Origin of the sequence: Psychromonas ingrahamii 37 (genome assembly GCF_000015285.1) — a bacterium.
Lineage (GTDB): Bacteria > Pseudomonadota > Gammaproteobacteria > Enterobacterales > Psychromonadaceae > Psychromonas > Psychromonas ingrahamii.
The window spans coordinates 1,084,755-1,103,398 of sequence record NC_008709.1; the positions used below are offsets into that span (position 1 = coordinate 1,084,755).

Annotated in this window: 15 protein-coding genes; 9 read left to right on the forward strand and 6 right to left on the reverse strand. The window is 39.5% G+C overall.

The annotated features are described in order from the left end of the window. Nucleotides 1-435 precede the first annotated feature (435 nt). The 5 genes from clcA to PING_RS04580 all read left to right on the forward strand — a co-directional run bounded on the left by clcA (nucleotide 436) and on the right by PING_RS04580 (nucleotide 7,545). Entirely contained in the window at nucleotides 436-1,848 is a 1,413-nt protein-coding gene (gene clcA / locus PING_RS04560) for a H(+)/Cl(-) exchange transporter ClcA (RefSeq protein ID WP_011769271.1), read from the forward strand. Nucleotides 1,849-1,974: 126 nt separating this feature from the next. Further along, nucleotides 1,975-2,331, forward strand: a complete 357-nt coding sequence (gene erpA / locus PING_RS04565; protein WP_011769272.1) for an iron-sulfur cluster insertion protein ErpA — start codon at nucleotides 1,975-1,977, stop codon at nucleotides 2,329-2,331. 245 nt (nucleotides 2,332-2,576) lie between these two features. After that, on the forward strand, nucleotides 2,577-3,653 hold the full coding sequence (locus PING_RS04570; RefSeq protein ID WP_011769273.1) for an efflux RND transporter periplasmic adaptor subunit: 1,077 nt from the start codon (nucleotides 2,577-2,579) through the stop codon (nucleotides 3,651-3,653). 2 nt (nucleotides 3,654-3,655) lie between these two features. Further along, a complete protein-coding gene (locus tag PING_RS04575) occupies nucleotides 3,656-6,772 on the forward strand; it encodes an efflux RND transporter permease subunit (RefSeq protein ID WP_011769274.1) in 3,117 nt (1,038 codons plus the stop codon). A gap of 146 nt (nucleotides 6,773-6,918) precedes the next feature. Next, entirely contained in the window at nucleotides 6,919-7,545 is a 627-nt protein-coding gene (locus tag PING_RS04580; RefSeq protein WP_011769275.1) for a trimeric intracellular cation channel family protein, read from the forward strand. Between the two features lie 35 nt (nucleotides 7,546-7,580). On the opposite strand, the gene PING_RS04585 is transcribed toward PING_RS04580, so the two are convergent. Further along, on the reverse strand, nucleotides 7,581-7,964 hold the full coding sequence (locus PING_RS04585) for a rhodanese-like domain-containing protein (protein ID WP_011769276.1): 384 nt from the start codon (nucleotides 7,962-7,964) through the stop codon (nucleotides 7,581-7,583). 210 nt (nucleotides 7,965-8,174) lie between these two features. On the opposite strand from PING_RS04585, the gene argA reads away from it, so the two are divergent. Further along, complete coding sequence (gene argA, locus PING_RS04590; protein ID WP_011769277.1) at nucleotides 8,175-9,509, forward strand: amino-acid N-acetyltransferase; 1,335 nt, start codon at nucleotides 8,175-8,177, stop codon at nucleotides 9,507-9,509. Nucleotides 9,510-9,598: 89 nt separating this feature from the next. On the opposite strand, the gene fur is transcribed toward argA, so the two are convergent. The 5 genes from fur to PING_RS04615 form a co-directional block, all read right to left on the reverse strand. Next, nucleotides 9,599-10,027 carry a ferric iron uptake transcriptional regulator gene (gene fur, locus PING_RS04595; RefSeq protein WP_011769278.1) on the reverse strand — a complete coding sequence of 143 codons (429 nt, stop codon included), beginning with the start codon at nucleotides 10,025-10,027 and terminating at the stop codon, nucleotides 9,599-9,601. A 31-nt stretch (nucleotides 10,028-10,058) separates the two neighbouring features. Beyond that, nucleotides 10,059-10,586, reverse strand: a complete 528-nt coding sequence (fldA, locus tag PING_RS04600) for a flavodoxin FldA (RefSeq protein ID WP_011769279.1) — start codon at nucleotides 10,584-10,586, stop codon at nucleotides 10,059-10,061. A gap of 23 nt (nucleotides 10,587-10,609) precedes the next feature. After that, nucleotides 10,610-10,879: a LexA regulated protein gene (ybfE, locus tag PING_RS04605; RefSeq protein ID WP_011769280.1), complete on the reverse strand. Its 270-nt coding sequence runs from the start codon at nucleotides 10,877-10,879 to the stop codon at nucleotides 10,610-10,612. Nucleotides 10,880-10,973: 94 nt separating this feature from the next. After that, nucleotides 10,974-11,195: a DUF2788 domain-containing protein gene (locus PING_RS04610; protein ID WP_041765973.1), complete on the reverse strand. Its 222-nt coding sequence runs from the start codon at nucleotides 11,193-11,195 to the stop codon at nucleotides 10,974-10,976. A gap of 107 nt (nucleotides 11,196-11,302) precedes the next feature. Then, nucleotides 11,303-12,085: an alpha/beta fold hydrolase gene (locus PING_RS04615; protein ID WP_011769282.1), complete on the reverse strand. Its 783-nt coding sequence runs from the start codon at nucleotides 12,083-12,085 to the stop codon at nucleotides 11,303-11,305. Between the two features lie 341 nt (nucleotides 12,086-12,426). Here PING_RS04615 and PING_RS04620 point away from each other — a divergent pair, with 341 nt between their 5' ends. The 3 genes from PING_RS04620 (at nucleotide 12,427) to PING_RS04630 (ending at nucleotide 18,603) form a co-directional block, all read left to right on the forward strand. After that, entirely contained in the window at nucleotides 12,427-13,050 is a 624-nt protein-coding gene (locus tag PING_RS04620) for a negative modulator of initiation of replication (RefSeq protein WP_011769283.1), read from the forward strand. A 497-nt stretch (nucleotides 13,051-13,547) separates the two neighbouring features. Beyond that, nucleotides 13,548-15,200, forward strand: coding sequence for a phosphoglucomutase (alpha-D-glucose-1,6-bisphosphate-dependent) (gene pgm, locus PING_RS04625; protein WP_011769284.1), 1,653 nt, complete (start codon nucleotides 13,548-13,550; stop codon nucleotides 15,198-15,200). A gap of 898 nt (nucleotides 15,201-16,098) precedes the next feature. Continuing rightward, on the forward strand, nucleotides 16,099-18,603 hold the full coding sequence (locus PING_RS04630) for a glycogen/starch/alpha-glucan phosphorylase (RefSeq protein ID WP_011769285.1): 2,505 nt from the start codon (nucleotides 16,099-16,101) through the stop codon (nucleotides 18,601-18,603). Nucleotides 18,604-18,644: the final 41 nt, after the last annotated feature.

Genomic DNA, 18,644 nt, shown 5'->3' on the forward strand with positions numbered 1-18,644 from the left:
GTGATACGGTAGTAAGGGTAAAACAAGGTGGAGAATGAAGGTCTGATCCTGAGCTAGATTGTTTGAAAGTTCCGCTGATTTAAAAGCGATATTGGCGCGTCATTTTGTGCTACATCAAAAGAGCAATGCTTAAAGAATATTTAGCCCATTATGGTGCGCCTAAACCTTCTCATTATTTTAAAAAAGCGTTAAAGCAACGGGTCTTTGATTCAATCCAGACTTTAGTCCATAAATCCTAACTTAGCTGCTTTAGTGGGGGTATTGAATTTACTTGTTGATTAACTTCCTATTTATAACTTTGTTCAGTTGTTTTTTGCGTTAAATCATATTAGTTTGTAGCGATATTTTTATATAATGTTCATCCTGTATTCACGTTTGCGGCTTTTTGAGCGACGAGTTGCACTCTCCTTATCTTGAAATAGTTGTATTTATTTAATGAATAAAAAAACACCAACGTCCTCTGTTAGTATACCAAAGCGTTTTATTACTCATTTTTTTACCCGTAAAAGTAGTGCCTTACTTATCTGGTTATCGGCCATTATTGGTATTTTAGCGGGTGCCATGTCAGCGCTGTTTGACCATGGTATTATCTGGATCAGCGAATTACGTTTACAGTTAATTGCCTCTTTTGGTGACTCGGATATTCCGCTGTGGATCGTTGCTATCCCCATTTCCTCGTTTATGGCAGGTCTTGCATTTTACCTTACTCATCGATTTGCCCCTGAAGCGGGTGGCAGTGGTATTCCTGAAATAGAAGGTGCGATGGAAGGAATGCGACCGGTGCGTTGGAAAAGAGTTATTCCGGTGAAGTTTTTTGGCGGTCTCCTCGCGCTCGGCAGTGGTATGGCATTGGGGAGAGAGGGGCCTTCCGTGCAAATGGGCGGCAATATCGGGCGTATGATTTCTGACATTTTTAAAGTAGATCAGGCAGATGCTCAGGCGCTGTTAGCTGCCGGGGCAGCCGGTGGATTAGCGGCTGCATTTAATGCACCCCTTGCGGGCATTATGTTTGTTATCGAAGAGATGCGTTCACAATTTAATTACAGTTTAACCTCTACAAAAAGTGTTTTTATGAGCGCTGTAATGGCCACGATCGTAATGCGCTTTATGTCTGGTCAAGATGCGGTGATCAGCGTAACCCACTATTCACATCCTGATTTACTGTCATTATGGTTATATTTATTATTGGGTTTTTGTTTTGGCGTAATTGGGCTTTTCTTTAATAAGCTGTTGCTTGCAGCGCAAGATATGTATCTCTTTATACATAAAAATAAACGCTGGCGCTTTGTCTCCGTTGGTTTGTTTTTGGGGGCGGTTTTTGGCGCTTTATCGGTATTAGAGCCGCAGTTAGCTTATAGTGGCCTGGAGTTAATTCCCGAGATCGCTGGTGGGCATTATCTTTCTGGTGCTCTAATGATTATTTTTTTATTTCGTATCGTCACAACCTTAGCAAGCTTCGGCTCAGGTGCGCCTGGCGGTGTTTTTGCTCCAACCTTAGCGTTAGGCACCTTATTTGGCATGTTATTTGGACTCGCATGCCATGCTTTATTTCCCGAACTTGTCACTGAACCAGGCAGATTTGCTATTGCCGGGATGGGCGGGTTATTTGCCGCATCGGTTCGTGCACCGATCACCGGGATATTGTTAGTGATTGAAATGACTAGTAATTATGAGATGATTTTACCCTTAATAGTGACCTGTTTAGGAGCCACTATGGTCGCGCAAACGCTTGGCGGACGTCCAATTTATACGCAATTATTAGAACGGACAATGCGCATTTCAATGCGCCAAAAACGTCAAGAGCAAGCGCGTAAAGCAATGGTTCATCTCGAGCGTAATCAAAGATAATTTTTGATCATTTTTTTGAATCTTTCGACGATAGATAATTTAACTTTATTTGGTAGAGTTAATACTTGAACTAATTAGTCAGGTACTAGATAATGTTATTCTGTTTACATATTTCTAGAGGTTATGATGACATCCGAAGTCCAAGTCGAAGTGGCAATGCCAATCTATTTTAGCGACAGTGCTGCAAATAAAGTCAAAGGACTGATTGCGGAAGAAGAAAATCCAAATATGAAATTGCGAGTTTATGTTACTGGTGGTGGTTGTTCTGGTTTTTCTTATGGTTTTACTTTTGCTGAAACTGCAAATGAGGATGATACCAAGATTGAAAATGCTGGTGTAACTCTGTTGGTGGATCCGATGAGTTTACAATATTTAGTCGGTGGTACAGTTGATTATACCAATGGATTAGAGGGATCTCGATTTTTTGTTAATAACCCAAATGCAACGGCGACTTGTGGTTGTGGCTCTTCTTTTTCAATGTAACCTCAATAGCGATACCCATTCTACATCTGGTTGTTGAGGTAGAATGGGTTTAAACCACTTCTGCCTTTTCAAGTTATTTCCTCCATTCCAACAACGGCATTTTTAACACAAATATTGCTTCCATTATAATAACCAGACCATTTCTAACAAAATATGACTTCATTCAATGCCTTTCTCGGTTATTAACTCGCGCAGTTTTTTTTATCAACTAAATTATAAGTTGTTAGTAAAATTGAGGCTCTGCTATGTTTGCTCGTATTGCTTATTTCTTTTCGTTGCGCCCTTATTGGCTGGCGTTGCTTATCAGCCTCTTATTATTCTTATGGATGTTTTCCGGCAGTGAAGAAAACAGATCCCCAACAGCGGTAAAAAAACCACAAGAAAACTTTCCCCAAGTGCAAATAACCCATTTTATTCCTCGACAAATGACTAAATCATTAACCTTATATGCCCACAGTGAGGCTGAAAGTCACATTATAGTGCGGGCAGAGGTTGCCGGTGGAATCAGTAAAACCTATGTTGAAAAGGGCAACTATGTGGAAATTAACAATAACTTGGCAGAAATAGATAAAAACGAACACCCTTTCAGGTTTGAACAAGCCAAAGCCCTTTTGTATGAAAGGCAGTTAAATTATAACGCAGTCAAATTGTTAAATGCCAAAGGATTACAAGCCGACATTTATTTAGCTGAAGCAAACAGTTTGTTATTAGCAGCCAAATCCAACCTTGCACTGTTAGGCTTAACCTTAAAAAATACGCATATTACTGCGCCTTTTACGGGTGTTCTGCAGGAGAAATTTGTTGAACAAGGGGATTATGTAAAGGTGGGTGATCCTCTTTTTAGTCTCGAAAATATTGATCCTATTGTTTTCCGTGGGGACACAACTGAGCATTATGTTAACCAATTAAGCTTAAACCAGGAAGTTCGAGCAACACTATTATCGGCTGAGGTATTAACCGGTAAATTGACTTACATTGCATCAATGGCTGACCCGCAGAGCAGTACTTTTCGTGTTGAAGCGCAATTTGCAAATCCGAATAGGAAAATATTTTCCGGCATGAGTGCGCAACTCTCTATCCCGCTTTATTCCGTACAAGCGATTTATCTCTCGCCTTCAGCGTTAGCATTGGATAAAGAGGGCAATTTAGGGGTTAAATTAGTACAGAATGAGCGGGTTAGTTTTAAAAAAATTAATCTGGTTGAAGCTGATATTAATGGTGTTTGGTTAACGGGTTTTGCTGGTGAAGTGGATATTATCACCTTAGGGCAAGGTTTTGTGAAATCGGGTGATCGCGTGCAGGCGATAATAGTGGAGAAATAATCATGACAGGGGTTATTGAGGGGACATTATCACGTAAACGTGTGGTCCTAACGTTGTTAGCTTTTTTATTGACCGCGGGTCTTTCTGCTTATATTAATATCCCTAAAGAGGCCGAGCCCGATGTGCCTATTCCCATTATATACGTCTCTGTTCGCCATGAGGGGATCTCGCCGGAAGATGCTGAACGTTTACTGTTACGTCCCCTAGAGCAGGAATTGCGTGGCATTGAGGGGGTTAAGGAGATGAAATCCACCGCCAGTAGCGACTATGCCTCTATTGTTTTGGAGTTTTATGTCGGAATTGATATTAAAGATGCGTTGATCAATGTGCGTGAGCAGGTGAATCAGGCAAAGGGTAAATTGCCGCAGGAAGGGGATGAGCCGATTGTTAAACAAGTGACCTTAGCAACGGAAAATCCCGCGCTCACTATTTTATTATCCGGCAGTGCGCCCGAGCGGGCAATGGTTATTCTGGCGCGCACTCTGCGCGATAATATCGAAGGATTTGCAGAAGTTTTAGAGGTTAAGATAGGGGGGGATCGTGAAGAAATGGTGGAGATTTTAGTGGATCCATTATTAATGGCAAGTTACCGGCTTAATATGAATGATATCTACACCTTAGTTTCTCGTAATAATCGTCTTGTTGCCGCCGGTATCATGGATACCGGTAAGGGGCGTTTTCCTATTAAAGTTCCGTCTGTTTTTTCAACCATTCAAGATGTCATGGCAATGCCGATTAAGGTTAGCGGTGATCGAGTGCTAACTTTTGCTGACGTTGCCCAAATTAGGCGCACCTTTAAAGATCCCGCTGGCTTTGTCAGAGTTAATGGTTTACCGACTATCTCTCTGGAAGTGGTTAAACGTCCGGGTGAAAATATTATTGCGACTGTCGATAAAGTGAAAGCCTTTATTGTTGAGAACGAAGTCTTATTGCCGAATAATATCCACATAAGTTACGCTGGCGATCGCGCTAAAGATGTAAAAAACATGCTTAACGATCTGCAAAACAATGTCCTTAGCGCAGTATTATTAGTGGTCATTGTGATCGTTGCTATTCTTGGCGTTAGAAGTGCAGCGTTGGTGGGTATCGCTATTCCCGGTTCCTTTTTAACCGGCATTCTAGTACTTTGGATGTCCGGCATTACGGTTAATATAGTCGTGTTATTTGCACTGATTATGTCCGTTGGTATGTTAGTCGATGGTGCCATAGTGGTCACCGAATTTGCCGATCGGGAGATGACGGCTGGGACAGATCGTCATAATGCTTACCTTAATGCTGCCAAGCGCATGGCATGGCCTATTATTGCATCAACAGCCACCACGCTGGCAGCTTTTGCCCCGTTATTATTCTGGCCCGGTATTACCGGTGAATTTATGAAATACCTGCCACTCACGTTAATTGCAACCCTAACGGCTTCTTTGGCGATGGCACTGATCTTTGTGCCGGTTCTGGGCAGTGTTTTTGGAAAACCGCGCTTATTATCGACAAAAGAAAAAAATAATGCCCTATTGGCAGAAAACGGCAACTTATTAAAATTAACCGGTTTTACTGGTTTCTATGTAAAAACACTCCATAAAGCCATTAAAAGTCCCTGGATCGTCTTGTTTTTGACCACTGCGGTTGCCATTTCCGGCGTTGTTTTGTTCGCAAAATCAAATTTGGGCGTAGAGTTTTTTCCACAGGTTGAGCCATCGGGTATTAATATTAAAGTGCGTTCCTATGGCGATTTTTCAATCGATGAACAAGATCAGATTATGTCTGGTATTGAGCAAAAAATATTACCACTGCAGGATGAAATTGATACGCTTTATCTTAAAACGGGTGATACCACGGGGGAATCGATTGGCAGTATGCGTCTTAATTTAATTGATTGGCAAGACAGGCGCAGTGCAACGGACATTATTGCTGATCTACTTGATCGTACAAAAAATCTTCCGGGTATTGAAATTGAGATAACAAAAGATCAGGCCGGCCCACCGGGCGGTAAGGCCTTACAAATTGAAATAGGCTCAAGGTACCCGGAACTGTTACAGGAAAATGCCGATAAAATTCGCCATGCGCTGCAGGAAAAACCGTATTTTGTCAATATTGAAGATGATGGTGAAAAACCCGGTATTGAATGGCAATTTATCATTAATCGTGCTGATGCAGCACGTTATGGGGCTGATGCTACTCTGCTGGGAAGTGGCGTGCAGTTCTTAACCAATGGGTTAATGCTCGGGAGCTACCGTCCCGATGACGTTGATGACGAGTTAGATATTCGGGTCCGTTACCCTGAGAATGAAAGGACCTTAAGTAAACTTTCAGCACTGCGTTTGCAGACTCGTGCAGGGCAGGTGCCGGTCAGTCATTTTGTGGCGCTTATCCCATCCGTAAAACAATCCTCAATAAAAAAAGTGGATAGCCGTATTGTGATGACGGTCAGTGCAGATATGGCTGAAGGTTATAACTTAAGTCTTATCTTACCAGAGCTTGAAAAAGAGTTACTGGGCTTAGCGCTGGATCCTCGCATTAGTTTGAAAGTGCGTGGAGAAAATGAAGATCAGCAGGAAGCCGCCGCGTTTTTAAAAAATGCTTTTATGGTTGCACTGGCGGTGATGGCCCTGATTTTAATACTGCAATTTAACTCTTTTTATCAAGCTTTTTTAATTTTGAGCGCCGTTGTTTTTTCAACCACAGGGGTCTTTTTCGGGTTGTTTTTAAGCCAAAGTGCTTTTGGCATAGTAATGTCAGGCATTGGTGTTATTGCTCTGGCGGGGATAGTGGTCAACAATAATATTGTGTTAATTGATACTTATAATGTTTTAAAAAACACTGGGGAAACCACTGAGAATACAATCTTAAGGACCGGGGCACAGCGTATCAGGCCAGTGTTACTGACCACTGTCACCACTATTTTTGGCTTAATTCCCATGGTTTTAAAAGTTAATCTTGATTTTTTTACACGCAGTATTGAATTTGGTGCACCTTCTACTCAATGGTGGGCTCAACTGGCGACTGCGATTGCGGGAGGGTTGACCTTTGCAACCTTATTGACCCTTGTTTTGACACCTTGTTTATTAATGATTGGTGTTAATTCATCAGCATATTTTAAGCGCCATACAACAAAAAAACAGTAGTTCTTTCTACTCTTATTTATCTTTAAAGTAACTTAAATTAGTCCAAATAAAGCAAAATAAAATCAACTAACTCAGTCCTTAAGCCTGTTTGGGTATATAATGTGCCATTTTTTATGAAATGGAGAATAATAAGTGGATAATCAAAGATGTTAGAACAATTTATCTATATTGCAGATATGATTGGCGTTATCTCCTGTGCTATTTCAGGTGTGCTGGTAGCAACTAGGTTACGTATGGATCCCGTTGGTATTATTGTGCTTGCAGCCGTGACCGGGATAGGTGGCGGCACACTTCGGGATATGATGATGGGAGCAACGCCAGTTTTTTGGATTGTTGATAATAATTATACTTATGTGATTACAATAACGGCTATTTTAACTGTTTTCTGGTTAAAACATATTCATCGATCCCCGCCTTATCTATTAATGATATTAGATGCGTTTGGACTGGCAATCTTCACTATTGTGGGTGCTCAAAAAGCATTAGCGTTAGGTTTTAGCGGACCTGTCGCTATTGCTATGGGGTGTATAACCGGGGTTGTGGGCGGTATGATTCGGGATCTGTTAAGCGGTCAAATACCCTTTGTGTTACAAAAAGAGATCTATGCAACAGCCTCTGTTCTGGGTGGAGTATTATTTGTATTATGCAGCTATCTTGAATTTACACCCATTTTAGCGATGAGCATCGCAATCAGCGGGACCTTATCACTACGCTTGAGTGCTATCTATTGGCACCTTTCCCTGCCCGTCTTTGCGTCGGACCGGGAAGCCTAATTAATAAGGTTTTATAAGAATGAGAGGGTAAGCTATTAGTTAACCAGTGGGTATTGTAATTGCTCCCATAAAACCATATGCCCGGTTAAGTCAATGAGTTTTGTAAAGCCCAGTGCCTGTAAAGTCCTTGCTGCCATGTCTGCACGCCTTCCAGAGTGGCAATAAAGAATCACTTGTTGGTCTTTATAAGCAATTATTTTGTCCTGCTCTTTGCGTAATTGGTCATAGGGGATGTTAATAGCACCTTGAATATGCCCTTGGGTATATTCATTTTCTGTGCGCACATCAAGAATCACCAACAACTTTTCATTTTGAATCTGTTTGATAAGTTGTTGTGGCTCTATATGTGAAACTTGTGCGTTACAAAAGCTGCTAAACAACAATAAAGTGGCCAGTTTAAGCATATTTTTAATGATCATTGTATTACCCTATTATTAGTTTTAGCTAATATAACACAATAATAGGAATAACAAAGTGGCAGAAAATCGCATCTTGGGAATAATAGAGTGCAAACCGTCCTATGGGTGATTTCTGGTGTATAACTAATGAACGAAAGTCATTAAATATTAATGCATTTTTGCGGACTGATTGATAATATATTAGACATAGGTGTTTAAATAGGTGTTGTAATGGAAGTCGTACAAGATTCAAAACAGTTAGTGCATTGGTTCCGTAATTCGGCTCCTTATATTAATGCGCATCGTGGTAAAACCTTTGTGCTGATGCTCGGGGGGGAAGCCCTAGAAACAGATAATTTTCAGCATATTATTAATGATATTGCATTATTGAACAGTTTGGGGGTGCGGCTTGTTTTAGTGCATGGGGTGCGTCCGCAAATTCAAAAACAACTGGAATTAAATGGGCACACGAGTCAATTTGCTGATGATTTGCGTATTACCGACGACAAAACCCTGACCCTTATCAAGCAGGCAGTTGGTACGGTACAGATTGAATTACAATCACGACTATCAATGGGTTTGGTTAACTCTCCAATGCAGGGTGCTGCGATACGAACAGTGATTAGCAATGTGGTCACTGCACAGCCGATAGGAATAAAAGATGGTATCGACTTCTGCCATGCAGGTAAGGTCAGAAAAATCGATGTTGTGGGAATAAGAACACAACTTGCAGCAGGTGCTATTCCCGTTATTTCACCTATTGGTTATTCTGTCACCGGTGAGGTTTTTAATCTTCTTGCTGAAGAAGTGGCAACACAAGTAGCAGTCGGATTACAAGCTGATAAATTGATTGGTTTTTGCTCTAATACTGGGTTGCTGGATGAGCAGGGTCAGGTTATTACTGAATTATTACCTGAGCAAGCGCAACAGTATGTTGATTTAATGGAGCAAGAGTCTGAACATGCTTCTGGTACATTACGTTTTTTACGTGCGGCGCTAGCGGCATGTCAAGCAGGTGTGGCGCGTAGCCATTTAATAAGTTATTACCAGGATGGTGCTTTATTAAAAGAGTTGTTTACCCGAGACGGGGTTGGTACTCAGATAGTAAAAGAGAGTTATGAGAAAATAAGAACAGCAACGATTGACGATATTGGTGGTTTATTGGAACTGATAGAGCCGCTCGAACAACAGGGCATTTTAGTCAAACGTTCACGTGAGCTATTAGAGAATGAAATTGGATATTTTGAAATTGTAGAACGGGACGGCATGGTGATTGGCTGTGCTGCACTTTATCCCTTTGCTGCTGAAAAAATGGGTGAACTGGCTTGTTTAGTCAGTCATCCTGAATACCGGAGAAATGCAAGAGCGGATAACCTGGTTACCCATATCGAGCGCAAAGCAAGGAAACTAGGTTTGGAGTCTGTTTTTGTTTTGACAACACAAAGTATTCATTGGTTTCGGGAACGGGGCTTTGAATTTGCAGAACTCAGCCAGTTACCTGCCGCTAAAAAAGAGCTCTACAACCTTAAACGCAACTCTCGCATCTTAATACGTAACATACGCTAGCTTGTTATGTATAAAAAAAAGCCCCGTTTACAATAGGCTAAACGAGGCTTTTAATATGATAACTGAGGCTTTCAGATGATAACTATTGGCTATGTTTTATGCTTGCATTTACCATCAATTGCTTCACCAAACAGATAAAGGCTGTGATTAGTTAACTTAATTCCGTGTTTTTCTGCAATGAGCTGTTGCTGATTTTCTATTAGATCATCATTAAATTCAATAACCTCTCCACAGGTTAAACAGACAAGGTGATCATGATGCTCTTGATTGGCAAGCTCAAAAACGGATTTTCCACCCTCAAAATGATGGCGAGTGACTATTCCTGCATCGTCAAATTGATTTAATACACGATAAACCGTCGCTACACCTACTTCATCACCTTGTTCAAGTAGTTTTTTATAGAGATCTTCCGCACTAATATGTTGATTATCAGGTCGTTGTAATAAACTCAAAATTTTCACTCGTGGTGATGTTATTTTTAGTCCGGCTTCTTTTAATGCATCATTTTCTATCGACATGCTGGATTCCTAGGATTTTCGCTGCGAATAATTAATCTGCAAGTTCAGCAAGACACATTTCATCATAAACCTGTTTTGACCATTCTTTTACGCGAGCAGCGGTTAATTCAGGCTGACGATCTTCATCAATACCAAGGCCAATTAAATGGTCATCATCAATTTGCGCTTTGGATGCTTCATGATAATAACCTTTGCTAGGCCAGTGGCCAACAATAATAGCGCCCTTACTTTCTACTATGTCACCGAGTTGACCCATCGCATCCAGAAAGTATTCTGCATAATCTTCCTGATCACCACAACCAAAAATAGCCACTAACTTGTCGTTAAAATCAATCTCTTCTAATTCCGGAAAAAAATCATCCCAGTCACATTGCGCTTCACCGTAGTACCAAGTTGGAATACCAAATAGGATCAAACTATATTCAGCAATTTCTTCCTTGGTGCTTTTTGCTATATCTTTTACTTCAACTAATTTTTTACCTAACTCTTTCTGGATCATTTTAGCAACAGCTTCAGTGTTGCCCGTGTCACTACCAAAAAAAATACCCACGCTAGCCATAGTCGATTACCTTTATTTATAAATTAAATTAATTGCTCGTGAAGTAACTGCTTAATTAACTCTCCACGGGTAATTTCTTGATCTTTTGATAGCTGATTTAGTTTTTCAAATAATTCACTATCCACTTTTAACTCAATACGTTTTAAACCTTTCTGCTTGTCCCGTAGTACCTGCTTCTTTTTATTCATTTTAAGCTGAACTTGACGACAATGCGGATTGCTCTTCGGTCTGCCTGGACGCACCTCATCAGCAAAAAGATCGTGTGTTATGCGATCAAATGATTCTTTTGCCATTATTTTACCTAAAACTGCTATTTTCTGCTAATAGATTGAACTCATAGATAGATAATAAACCATTAGTTCAGCGTATTAGTATGTTTTGTTATGGCTAGCCAAGACCTCTGCTAGTCCAAACAATTTCGATAATTGCTTTGGCGATAAAACCGGTACAACCAAAAAAAAGCACAGCCCAAACCACTTGGCGACCAAATTTAGGCACATTACCGCGCTTTAATACATCTTGAATGGCAAGCCCCATTAATAAAAAAAGGAGAAGGTAAAATCCATAAAGACCAATAGTCTCAATCTGTTCAGTATATTCCTGTAACACATTACTCTCCATTCAAAAAAGAGGGGAGAATATAACATATACATTGGGCTATTGGGAGTAAGATTTTAGGCACTTGACTTCCGGGTGAAAAACACATGCTTTGTTTTTCATTTGAGAAATTCTTTCACTAAACGATTAAAGGTCTTGGGTTTCTCAGCATGTAACCAATGGCCTGTATCTTTAATCATTTTGGCTTTGGCATTGGGGAAGTAGTGTAAAATATTAGCCTGATATTCAGGCAGGATATAATCAGAATCGGCTCCTTTTATAAAAAGCGCTTCTTTATTAAAAATATCATCAAATTCCGGCCAGCTTCTAATGGTCGCATAGTTTGCGCTAAGTGCCGGTAAATTAAACAGCAGGTGAAAGTTTTCTCCCTTTTTTCTTAATGACTTAAGTAAAAACTGACGAGTTTCCGGTATTGTAATATAGGGGCTTAAGGTTAATTCCGCTGTTTTTCTGGTTTGAATTGGTTCATTTGCAAGCGCATTTAAGCCAATAAAGACATCATTATGTTTATCGGTGTAGACTACCGGTGCAATATCCGCGACGATTATTTTATTAACACGCTGCGGATTTAATAAAGCGCAGGCCATGGCTACTTTTCCGCCCATCGAATGGCCCACAATAGAAAAGTGTTCAATATTAAGATGATCTGCTAATGAAAATATATCATTAGCCATTTCGATATAAGTCATTGAGTTATCATGCGGGCTGTTACCATGGTTTCTCAAATCAACAGAAATAGTGTGATATAGCTCTTGTAATTCACTCGCCAAACCAGAGAGGTTTGATAAACTGCCAAATAACCCGTGTATGATGAAAATATTTTCAGCGGGTTGTTTTGACTCGGGTAAAGTCGATTTTTTCTGTTGGTAATTAAGGAGCATCAGATTCTGTCTTAAAGCTAAATATACGGACAAACATTATTACATATGAAAAATAAGAATGTTTGCAGATTATATATAAATGACAAAATATTGCATTATGGAGGATGTAAAGACTTAAAATGTGTAAACACTTGGCTTTTTGAGTAGAAAGGAAATAGATCAATAAATAATATTTTTTTTAGTTTAATATTAACGGGTTATTTTTAAGGAAAGCGTCTTTCTAAGGTAAAGCTTATCCTTATGATTTTTTTGAGTAGTTTTTTTAATTTTCAGATTGAAATAGAATAGAATAGAATAAAGCAAAATAACTCGTGAAGTGGTGAATATCGCATGGTGAAAGAATGAAAAATATAGAGATAGAAGATGACCTTTATAAATATATTTTGGCTAATATAGAAGCCTTTGGAGAAACACCCTCGCAGATTCTGCGCAGATTGTTATCTTTACCGAATGCATCCCCAGACAATGCAACCCCAATTACCTCATCCGTAACGCCAAGCGCTCCCCGTCAAGAAGCCGTTAATGATGAGTCCTCTGTTTTTGAGGCGGTCACGCCTAAGGTGCTTGATCGTGCGAATATTTCATTGCCAGAGCCCCTTGCTCACGGTGTTAATGCTTTATTTGATAGCGAGGTATTTAAAACAGAAGCCGTTGTGACTAATAAATTTATGATGTTGTTGGCGACTATGTATTATGAAAATAAAAATGCATTTGAAGACGCTGCGGATAAAACCAAGGGACGTACCCGGGATTATCTGGGGCAGAATTTAAATGCTTTATTGGCAGCGGATAGCGAGGAAGAGCAGAACTTTTTTAAAGCCAGCAAACCTCGTAACATTCCCCATACGCCATTTTGGGTTATAACCAATGCAAACACGGGGAGGAAACGTATTATTATTACCCAAATGATGGCATCAATGGGATACCCCCATTATTTAATTGAACGTATAAAAGAAGAAATTTAGTAAGGGTTAATGTTATTTTTTGACGGACCACAGTGAAGTAGTTTAGCCAAACCGTTGAAAATGTTTTGCGAGTGCTTTGAATATATTTACGAATTTGTAACCACATTTTTATTTAAAGCAATACCGTGTTTGACGAACTAGGGTGAAGCAGTTTAGTCAAACGGTCGAAAGTACAGTTACGAACTTGTAACCACATTTTTATTTAAACCAATACCGTGTTTGACGAACTAGGGTGAAGCAGTCTAGTCAAACGGTCGAAAATACATTTACGAACTTGTAACCACATTTTTACTTAAACCAATACCGTGTTTGACGAACTAGGGTGAAGCAGTCTAGTCAAACGGTCGAAAATACATTTACGAACTTGTAACCACATTTTTATTTAAACCAATACCGTGTTTGACGAACTAGGGTGAAGCAGTCTAGTCAAACGGTCGAAAATACATTTACGAACTTGTAACCACATTTTATTTAACCTAATCGAGGTAGACATTATTATGGCAATTCATCCCCGCGCAGGGCAACCTGCACAGGTTCAAGATTTAGTTAATATACCAAAATTGATTTCAGCGTATTATATTAACCTTCCCGATGTGAGTGTTGCAAGCGAGCAAGTTGCATTTGGTACCTCCGGGCATCGTGGCAGTTCATTTAACAATGCATTCACTGAGCTGCATATCTTAGCGATTAGCCAGGCATTAGCAGAATACCGCATTCAGCAAGGTTATACTGGGCCTCTGTTTATTGGTAAAGATACCCATGCGTTATCTGAGCCTGCTTTTGTTTCTGCGGTGCAGGTTTTAGTTGCCAATAATATTAAAGTAATTGTACAAGCTGGCGGTGGTTACACGCCAACACCCGTTATTTCACATGCCATTCTGCAATACAATAAAGCCAATCCAGACAATTTAGCTGATGGTATTGTGATCACTCCCTCGCATAATCCACCGGAAGATGGCGGGTTTAAGTACAATCCACCCAACGGCGGTCCTGCAGACAGTGATGTGACAAAAATTATCCAAGACAGAGCCAATGAAATTTTAAATGATAATTTTGATGATATCGAACAATGGGATTTCAGCGAGGCAATGGCATCAGACTTGGTTGAAGAATACGATTATATTCAACCCTATGTTGATGATTTGAAAAATGTCCTTGATTTGGATGCTATTGCAAAAGCGGGGATCAAAATTGGTGTGGATACGCTAGGGGGTTCTGGGGTTGCATACTGGCCTGTGATTGCGAAAACCTATGGTTTGAATATTGAAGTTGTCAACGATCGTGTCGATCCTACTTTCTCTTTTATGACCTTAGATAAAGATGGCAAAATCCGCATGGATTGTTCTTCGCCTTATGCCATGGCGGGTTTAATTAAATTAAAAGACAAATTTGATGTTGCTATCGCTAACGACCCTGACTACGACCGTCACGGTATTGTTACCAAAAGCTCCGGTTTATTAAACCCAAATCATTACCTTGCCGTGGCTATTAATTACTTATTCACTCACCGCACTGGCTGGTCTGAGAATGCAAAAGTAGGTAAAACACTAGTATCGAGCTCAATGATTGATCGTGTTGTTGCACAATTAGGTCGTCAGATGTCTGAAGTGCCCGTCGGTTTTAAATGGTTTGTTGATGGTTTATTCGATGGCTCATTTGGTTTTGGTGGCGAAGAGAGTGCCGGTGCTTCTTTTCTGCGCAAAGATGGTACGGTATGGACGACGGATAAAGACGGTATTATTTTGGCGTTATTAGCCGCGGAAATTATTGCTGTCACAGGTCGTGATCCTGGTGAGCATTATGCTGAATTTACAGAAAAATTTGGTTCACCTGTTTATACGCGTTTTGATGCGCCCGCAAGCGCTGAACAGAAGAAAGTATTAGCCAACTTAACTGCGGATATGGTCGAAGCAGAAACATTAGCCGGTGAAAAAATTACCGCCAAATTAACCCACGCTTCAGGTAATGGCGCTGCTATTGGCGGTTTAAAGGTGACCACTGAAAACGGTTGGTTTGCCGCGCGCCCATCGGGTACGGAAAACATCTACAAAATTTACTCAGAGTCATTTATTGGTGAAGAGCATATTGCATTGATTCAAAAAGAAGCACAGGTAATTGTTGCCCAAGCCTTTGCCAAAGCCGGATTATAATCCACTCTTTTACAGTGCATGATCAGCTTAAATAAAGTGAAATATTTTTTAAAAACGAGGGTTATCACCCTCGTTTTTTGCTTTTAATTTTGTCATCTCAGCAAACCCCTTATCGCTGTTTATTATCACTTTCTGTTGATCCTCCTTCCCGTTGTTCATAGCTTTAATAGCTATCTGTGCACCTGCTTTATTCTAATCAAGTCTATTACCCTCTATTCCTAAAAATACAAATTTATCAGTAAAATTATTAGCAGGACAAAAAATAAACGTTAAAGGATGCATTATAAATCTTTTGATGAGATCAATCGGGCGTTCTATTGAACAGTGATATTTTGTTCAATTAAATTAATAGTTGAATCTGCCGTTCTTTATTAAAATAAATGAGTAATGTGACTTTTTATGGGAGTACACGCACAAAAAATGCCAAATCACAGATTGACTCGTTGATTTTAATCATCATGCGGGTAAACATAATATGTTAAATTTCTAATAATAATATGTTTTATCGGCTTATCGAAAATAAATCGGATTTTATTACTCTGTCTTGAAGGTGAAAATTTAATCTAAATAAATAGATTTATATTTAGGAATAGAGGAAAAAAGTGATATTTTCAAAGATTAATATGATTATTATTTTTTAAAAAATTCATCAATTTGTCACTTAAAAAACAAACAATTAAAGTAAAATTAAAAAATGAAGTAAAATAAAGAAATAAGGTAAAATCAAAAAAATAAAATTTAACTTGGTTTTTTCAATTTGAAAGCTGCGTATTGCCATATTCTATGGAAATGACGTAATTACTTATAAGAATGGTAGGAATATTATATGCCAACTAAAACGAACAAGAAAAAAAACACAATAAAAGCGGATCTAAAAGCGGCAGTAGAGGAAAAAAAAATGACTAAGAAACAGGCAGCAAAAAAAACAATCATTAAAAATAAATCAGCTGAAATAGTGCCAGCCGTAGCCTGCACAACAAAGCAAATGCGACAAGCTATTCTGGATCGTCTGCATAAAAGTTTAGCGACAGAAGAAAGCAAGGCAAATAACAAAGCGTGGTGGAATGCAACTTGTTACGCTGTGAATGAATTACTTTTTGAAAAATTAACAGATACACAAAAGAGTCACTCAGGGCATGATACCCGGGCTGTCAATTACCTGTCACTTGAATTTTTGATGGGCCGTCTGCTTTCAAATAACTTACATAACCTGGAATTATTCAATGTAGCACAGGATGCATTAAAAGGTTTAGGCAAAGACTTATATGAAATTTGCGAGGAAGAGCCGGATATGGCCCTCGGTAATGGGGGACTTGGCCGTTTAGCTGCGTGTTTTATTGATTCTTTAGCAACATTAGGCTACCCGGCAATTGGCTACGGTATCCATTATGAAAATGGTCTCTTTGCTCAATCATTCCAAGACGGCCGTCAAATTGAACGCCCTGATACATGGCGTGAATACGGTAATCCTTGGGAAATTTGTCGCCCTGAATCTATTCAGCATGTGCCATTATATGGTTACGTTGAAACCGTTATTGATGAAAACGGTATCTCACATAAAGTTTGGCATGCGGGTCAAAAACTTAAAGGCGTACCATGGGATGTGCCCATTGTGGGTTATGGTGCTAAAACTGTCAATATTCTACGTTTATGGGAAAGCCGTGCCGATGAAGCATTTGACTGGGATGTCTTTAATGCCGGTGGTTATGTTGATGCGCAAGTTGAAAAATCAAAAGCTGAGACAATCTCAAAAGTATTATACCCAAATGACTCAACAGATGAAGGGAAAGAATTACGCTTAATTCAACAATACTTTTTCTGTGCATGTTCAGTTAAAGATATTTTACGTCGCTTTAGACGTGCAGGAAATAAGTGGCCAATATTAGCTGAAAAAGTGGCAATTCAATTAAATGATACCCATCCAACCATCGCCATTCCCGAGTTAATGCGTATTCTGGTTGATGAAGAGCGTCTTGACTGGAATTTTGCATGGTCACTTTGTGAGAAGATTTTTTCTTACACAAACCATACTTTATTGCCAGAGGCGTTAGAAAAATGGTCCGTCGCATTATTTGAAAAAGTATTACCTCGCCATTTAGAAATTATTTATGAAATTAACCGTCGTTTTCTTGAAACAGTTGAACAAAAATGGCCTGGTGATAACGACATAAAAGCTAAATTATCTATTGTTGAGGAAGGTTCGCAGCGCATGGTCCGCATGGCTAATTTGTGTGTTGTAACCTCTCACAAAGTTAATGGCGTTGCAGCGGTTCATTCTGAATTGGTGAAAACAGATTTGTTCCCTGAATTTGATCAACTGTACCCGACTAAATTAATTAATGTTACTAACGGTATTACTCCACGTCGTTGGTTAAAAGCTTGTAATCCCGCACTTGCTGCATTATATGATGAAACGGTGGGTAAAGATTGGGTAGTAAATCTTGATAAATTAAAAGATGCATTACCAAAAGCGACTGACACTGTCTTCCAAAAGCGCTTTATGGAGATTAAACGCGACAATAAAGTTGAGTTAGTTAACATCATTAAAGACTTGACCGGTATTGAAGTTTCTGCAGATGCCATTTTTGACATTCAAATTAAACGTCTGCACGAATACAAACGTCAGCAGTTAAACCTGATTCATATTTTAACCTTGTACAGGCGTTTATTGGATAATCCAGATTACGATATGGTTCCGCGGGTTTTCTTATTTGGTGCAAAAGCCGCGCCTGGTTACCATATGGCAAAACAGATCATTTATGCATTGAACAAAGTTGCAGAGAAAGTAAACAGTGATAAACGTATCAAAGGTAAGCTGAAAGTTGTTTTCTTACCAAATTACCGTGTCTCACTTGCTGAAAAAATGTTCCCGGCAGCCGACATATCTGAACAGATTTCAACGGCAGGTTTGGAAGCTTCCGGTACAGGTAACATGAAATTTGCGCTTAATGGTGCCTTAACCGTCGGTACTATGGATGGTGCAAATATTGAAATGGCCGAGGAGATCGGTGCTGAGCACATGTTTATTTTCGGTTTAAGTGTTGCTGAAGTTAAAGAGCTGAAAACAGCGGGTTACAACCCTTACGATTATTATTACAATAATCCTGAGCTGAAAGCGGTGCTTGATTGGTTAGACACTGATTTCTTTACACCGGGACAGCCGGGCGCGTTATCCGATATCAAACGCAGCTTGCTTGAATACGGTGATGAGTACCTTTGTTTAGCTGATTATGAGTCTTACTGTAAAGCTCACGACGCAATTGATACAACCTACCGAAATAAAGCCTTATGGGCCGAAAAAGCGATTAGAAACTCCGCCGCAATGGGTAAATTTAATTCTGATCGATCCATTGAGGACTATGTAGAAAATGTTTGGCATTTGAAAAAATACCCGTTAGCGTGATCTAGAAGCTTAATTAATTAAAAGGCGATATTCTTATATCG

Excerpts from the sequence above, each read along its gene's own strand:
- clcA (WP_011769271.1), top strand. The coding sequence starts at position 436 with ATGAATAAAAAAACACCAACGTCCTCTGTTAGTATACCAAAGCGTTTT.
- erpA (WP_011769272.1), top strand. The coding sequence starts at position 1,975 with ATGACATCCGAAGTCCAAGTCGAAGTGGCAATGCCAATCTATTTTAGC.
- PING_RS04570 (WP_011769273.1), top strand. The coding sequence starts at position 2,577 with ATGTTTGCTCGTATTGCTTATTTCTTTTCGTTGCGCCCTTATTGGCTG.
- PING_RS04575 (WP_011769274.1), top strand. The coding sequence starts at position 3,656 with ATGACAGGGGTTATTGAGGGGACATTATCACGTAAACGTGTGGTCCTA.
- PING_RS04580 (WP_011769275.1), top strand. The coding sequence starts at position 6,919 with ATGTTAGAACAATTTATCTATATTGCAGATATGATTGGCGTTATCTCC.
- PING_RS04585 (WP_011769276.1), bottom strand. The coding sequence starts at position 7,964 with ATGATCATTAAAAATATGCTTAAACTGGCCACTTTATTGTTGTTTAGC.
- argA (WP_011769277.1), top strand. The coding sequence starts at position 8,175 with ATGGAAGTCGTACAAGATTCAAAACAGTTAGTGCATTGGTTCCGTAAT.
- fur (WP_011769278.1), bottom strand. The coding sequence starts at position 10,027 with ATGTCGATAGAAAATGATGCATTAAAAGAAGCCGGACTAAAAATAACA.
- fldA (WP_011769279.1), bottom strand. The coding sequence starts at position 10,586 with ATGGCTAGCGTGGGTATTTTTTTTGGTAGTGACACGGGCAACACTGAA.
- ybfE (WP_011769280.1), bottom strand. The coding sequence starts at position 10,879 with ATGGCAAAAGAATCATTTGATCGCATAACACACGATCTTTTTGCTGAT.
- PING_RS04615 (WP_011769282.1), bottom strand. The coding sequence starts at position 12,085 with ATGCTCCTTAATTACCAACAGAAAAAATCGACTTTACCCGAGTCAAAA.
- PING_RS04620 (WP_011769283.1), top strand. The coding sequence starts at position 12,427 with ATGAAAAATATAGAGATAGAAGATGACCTTTATAAATATATTTTGGCT.
- pgm (WP_011769284.1), top strand. The coding sequence starts at position 13,548 with ATGGCAATTCATCCCCGCGCAGGGCAACCTGCACAGGTTCAAGATTTA.
- PING_RS04630 (WP_011769285.1), top strand. The coding sequence starts at position 16,099 with ATGACTAAGAAACAGGCAGCAAAAAAAACAATCATTAAAAATAAATCA.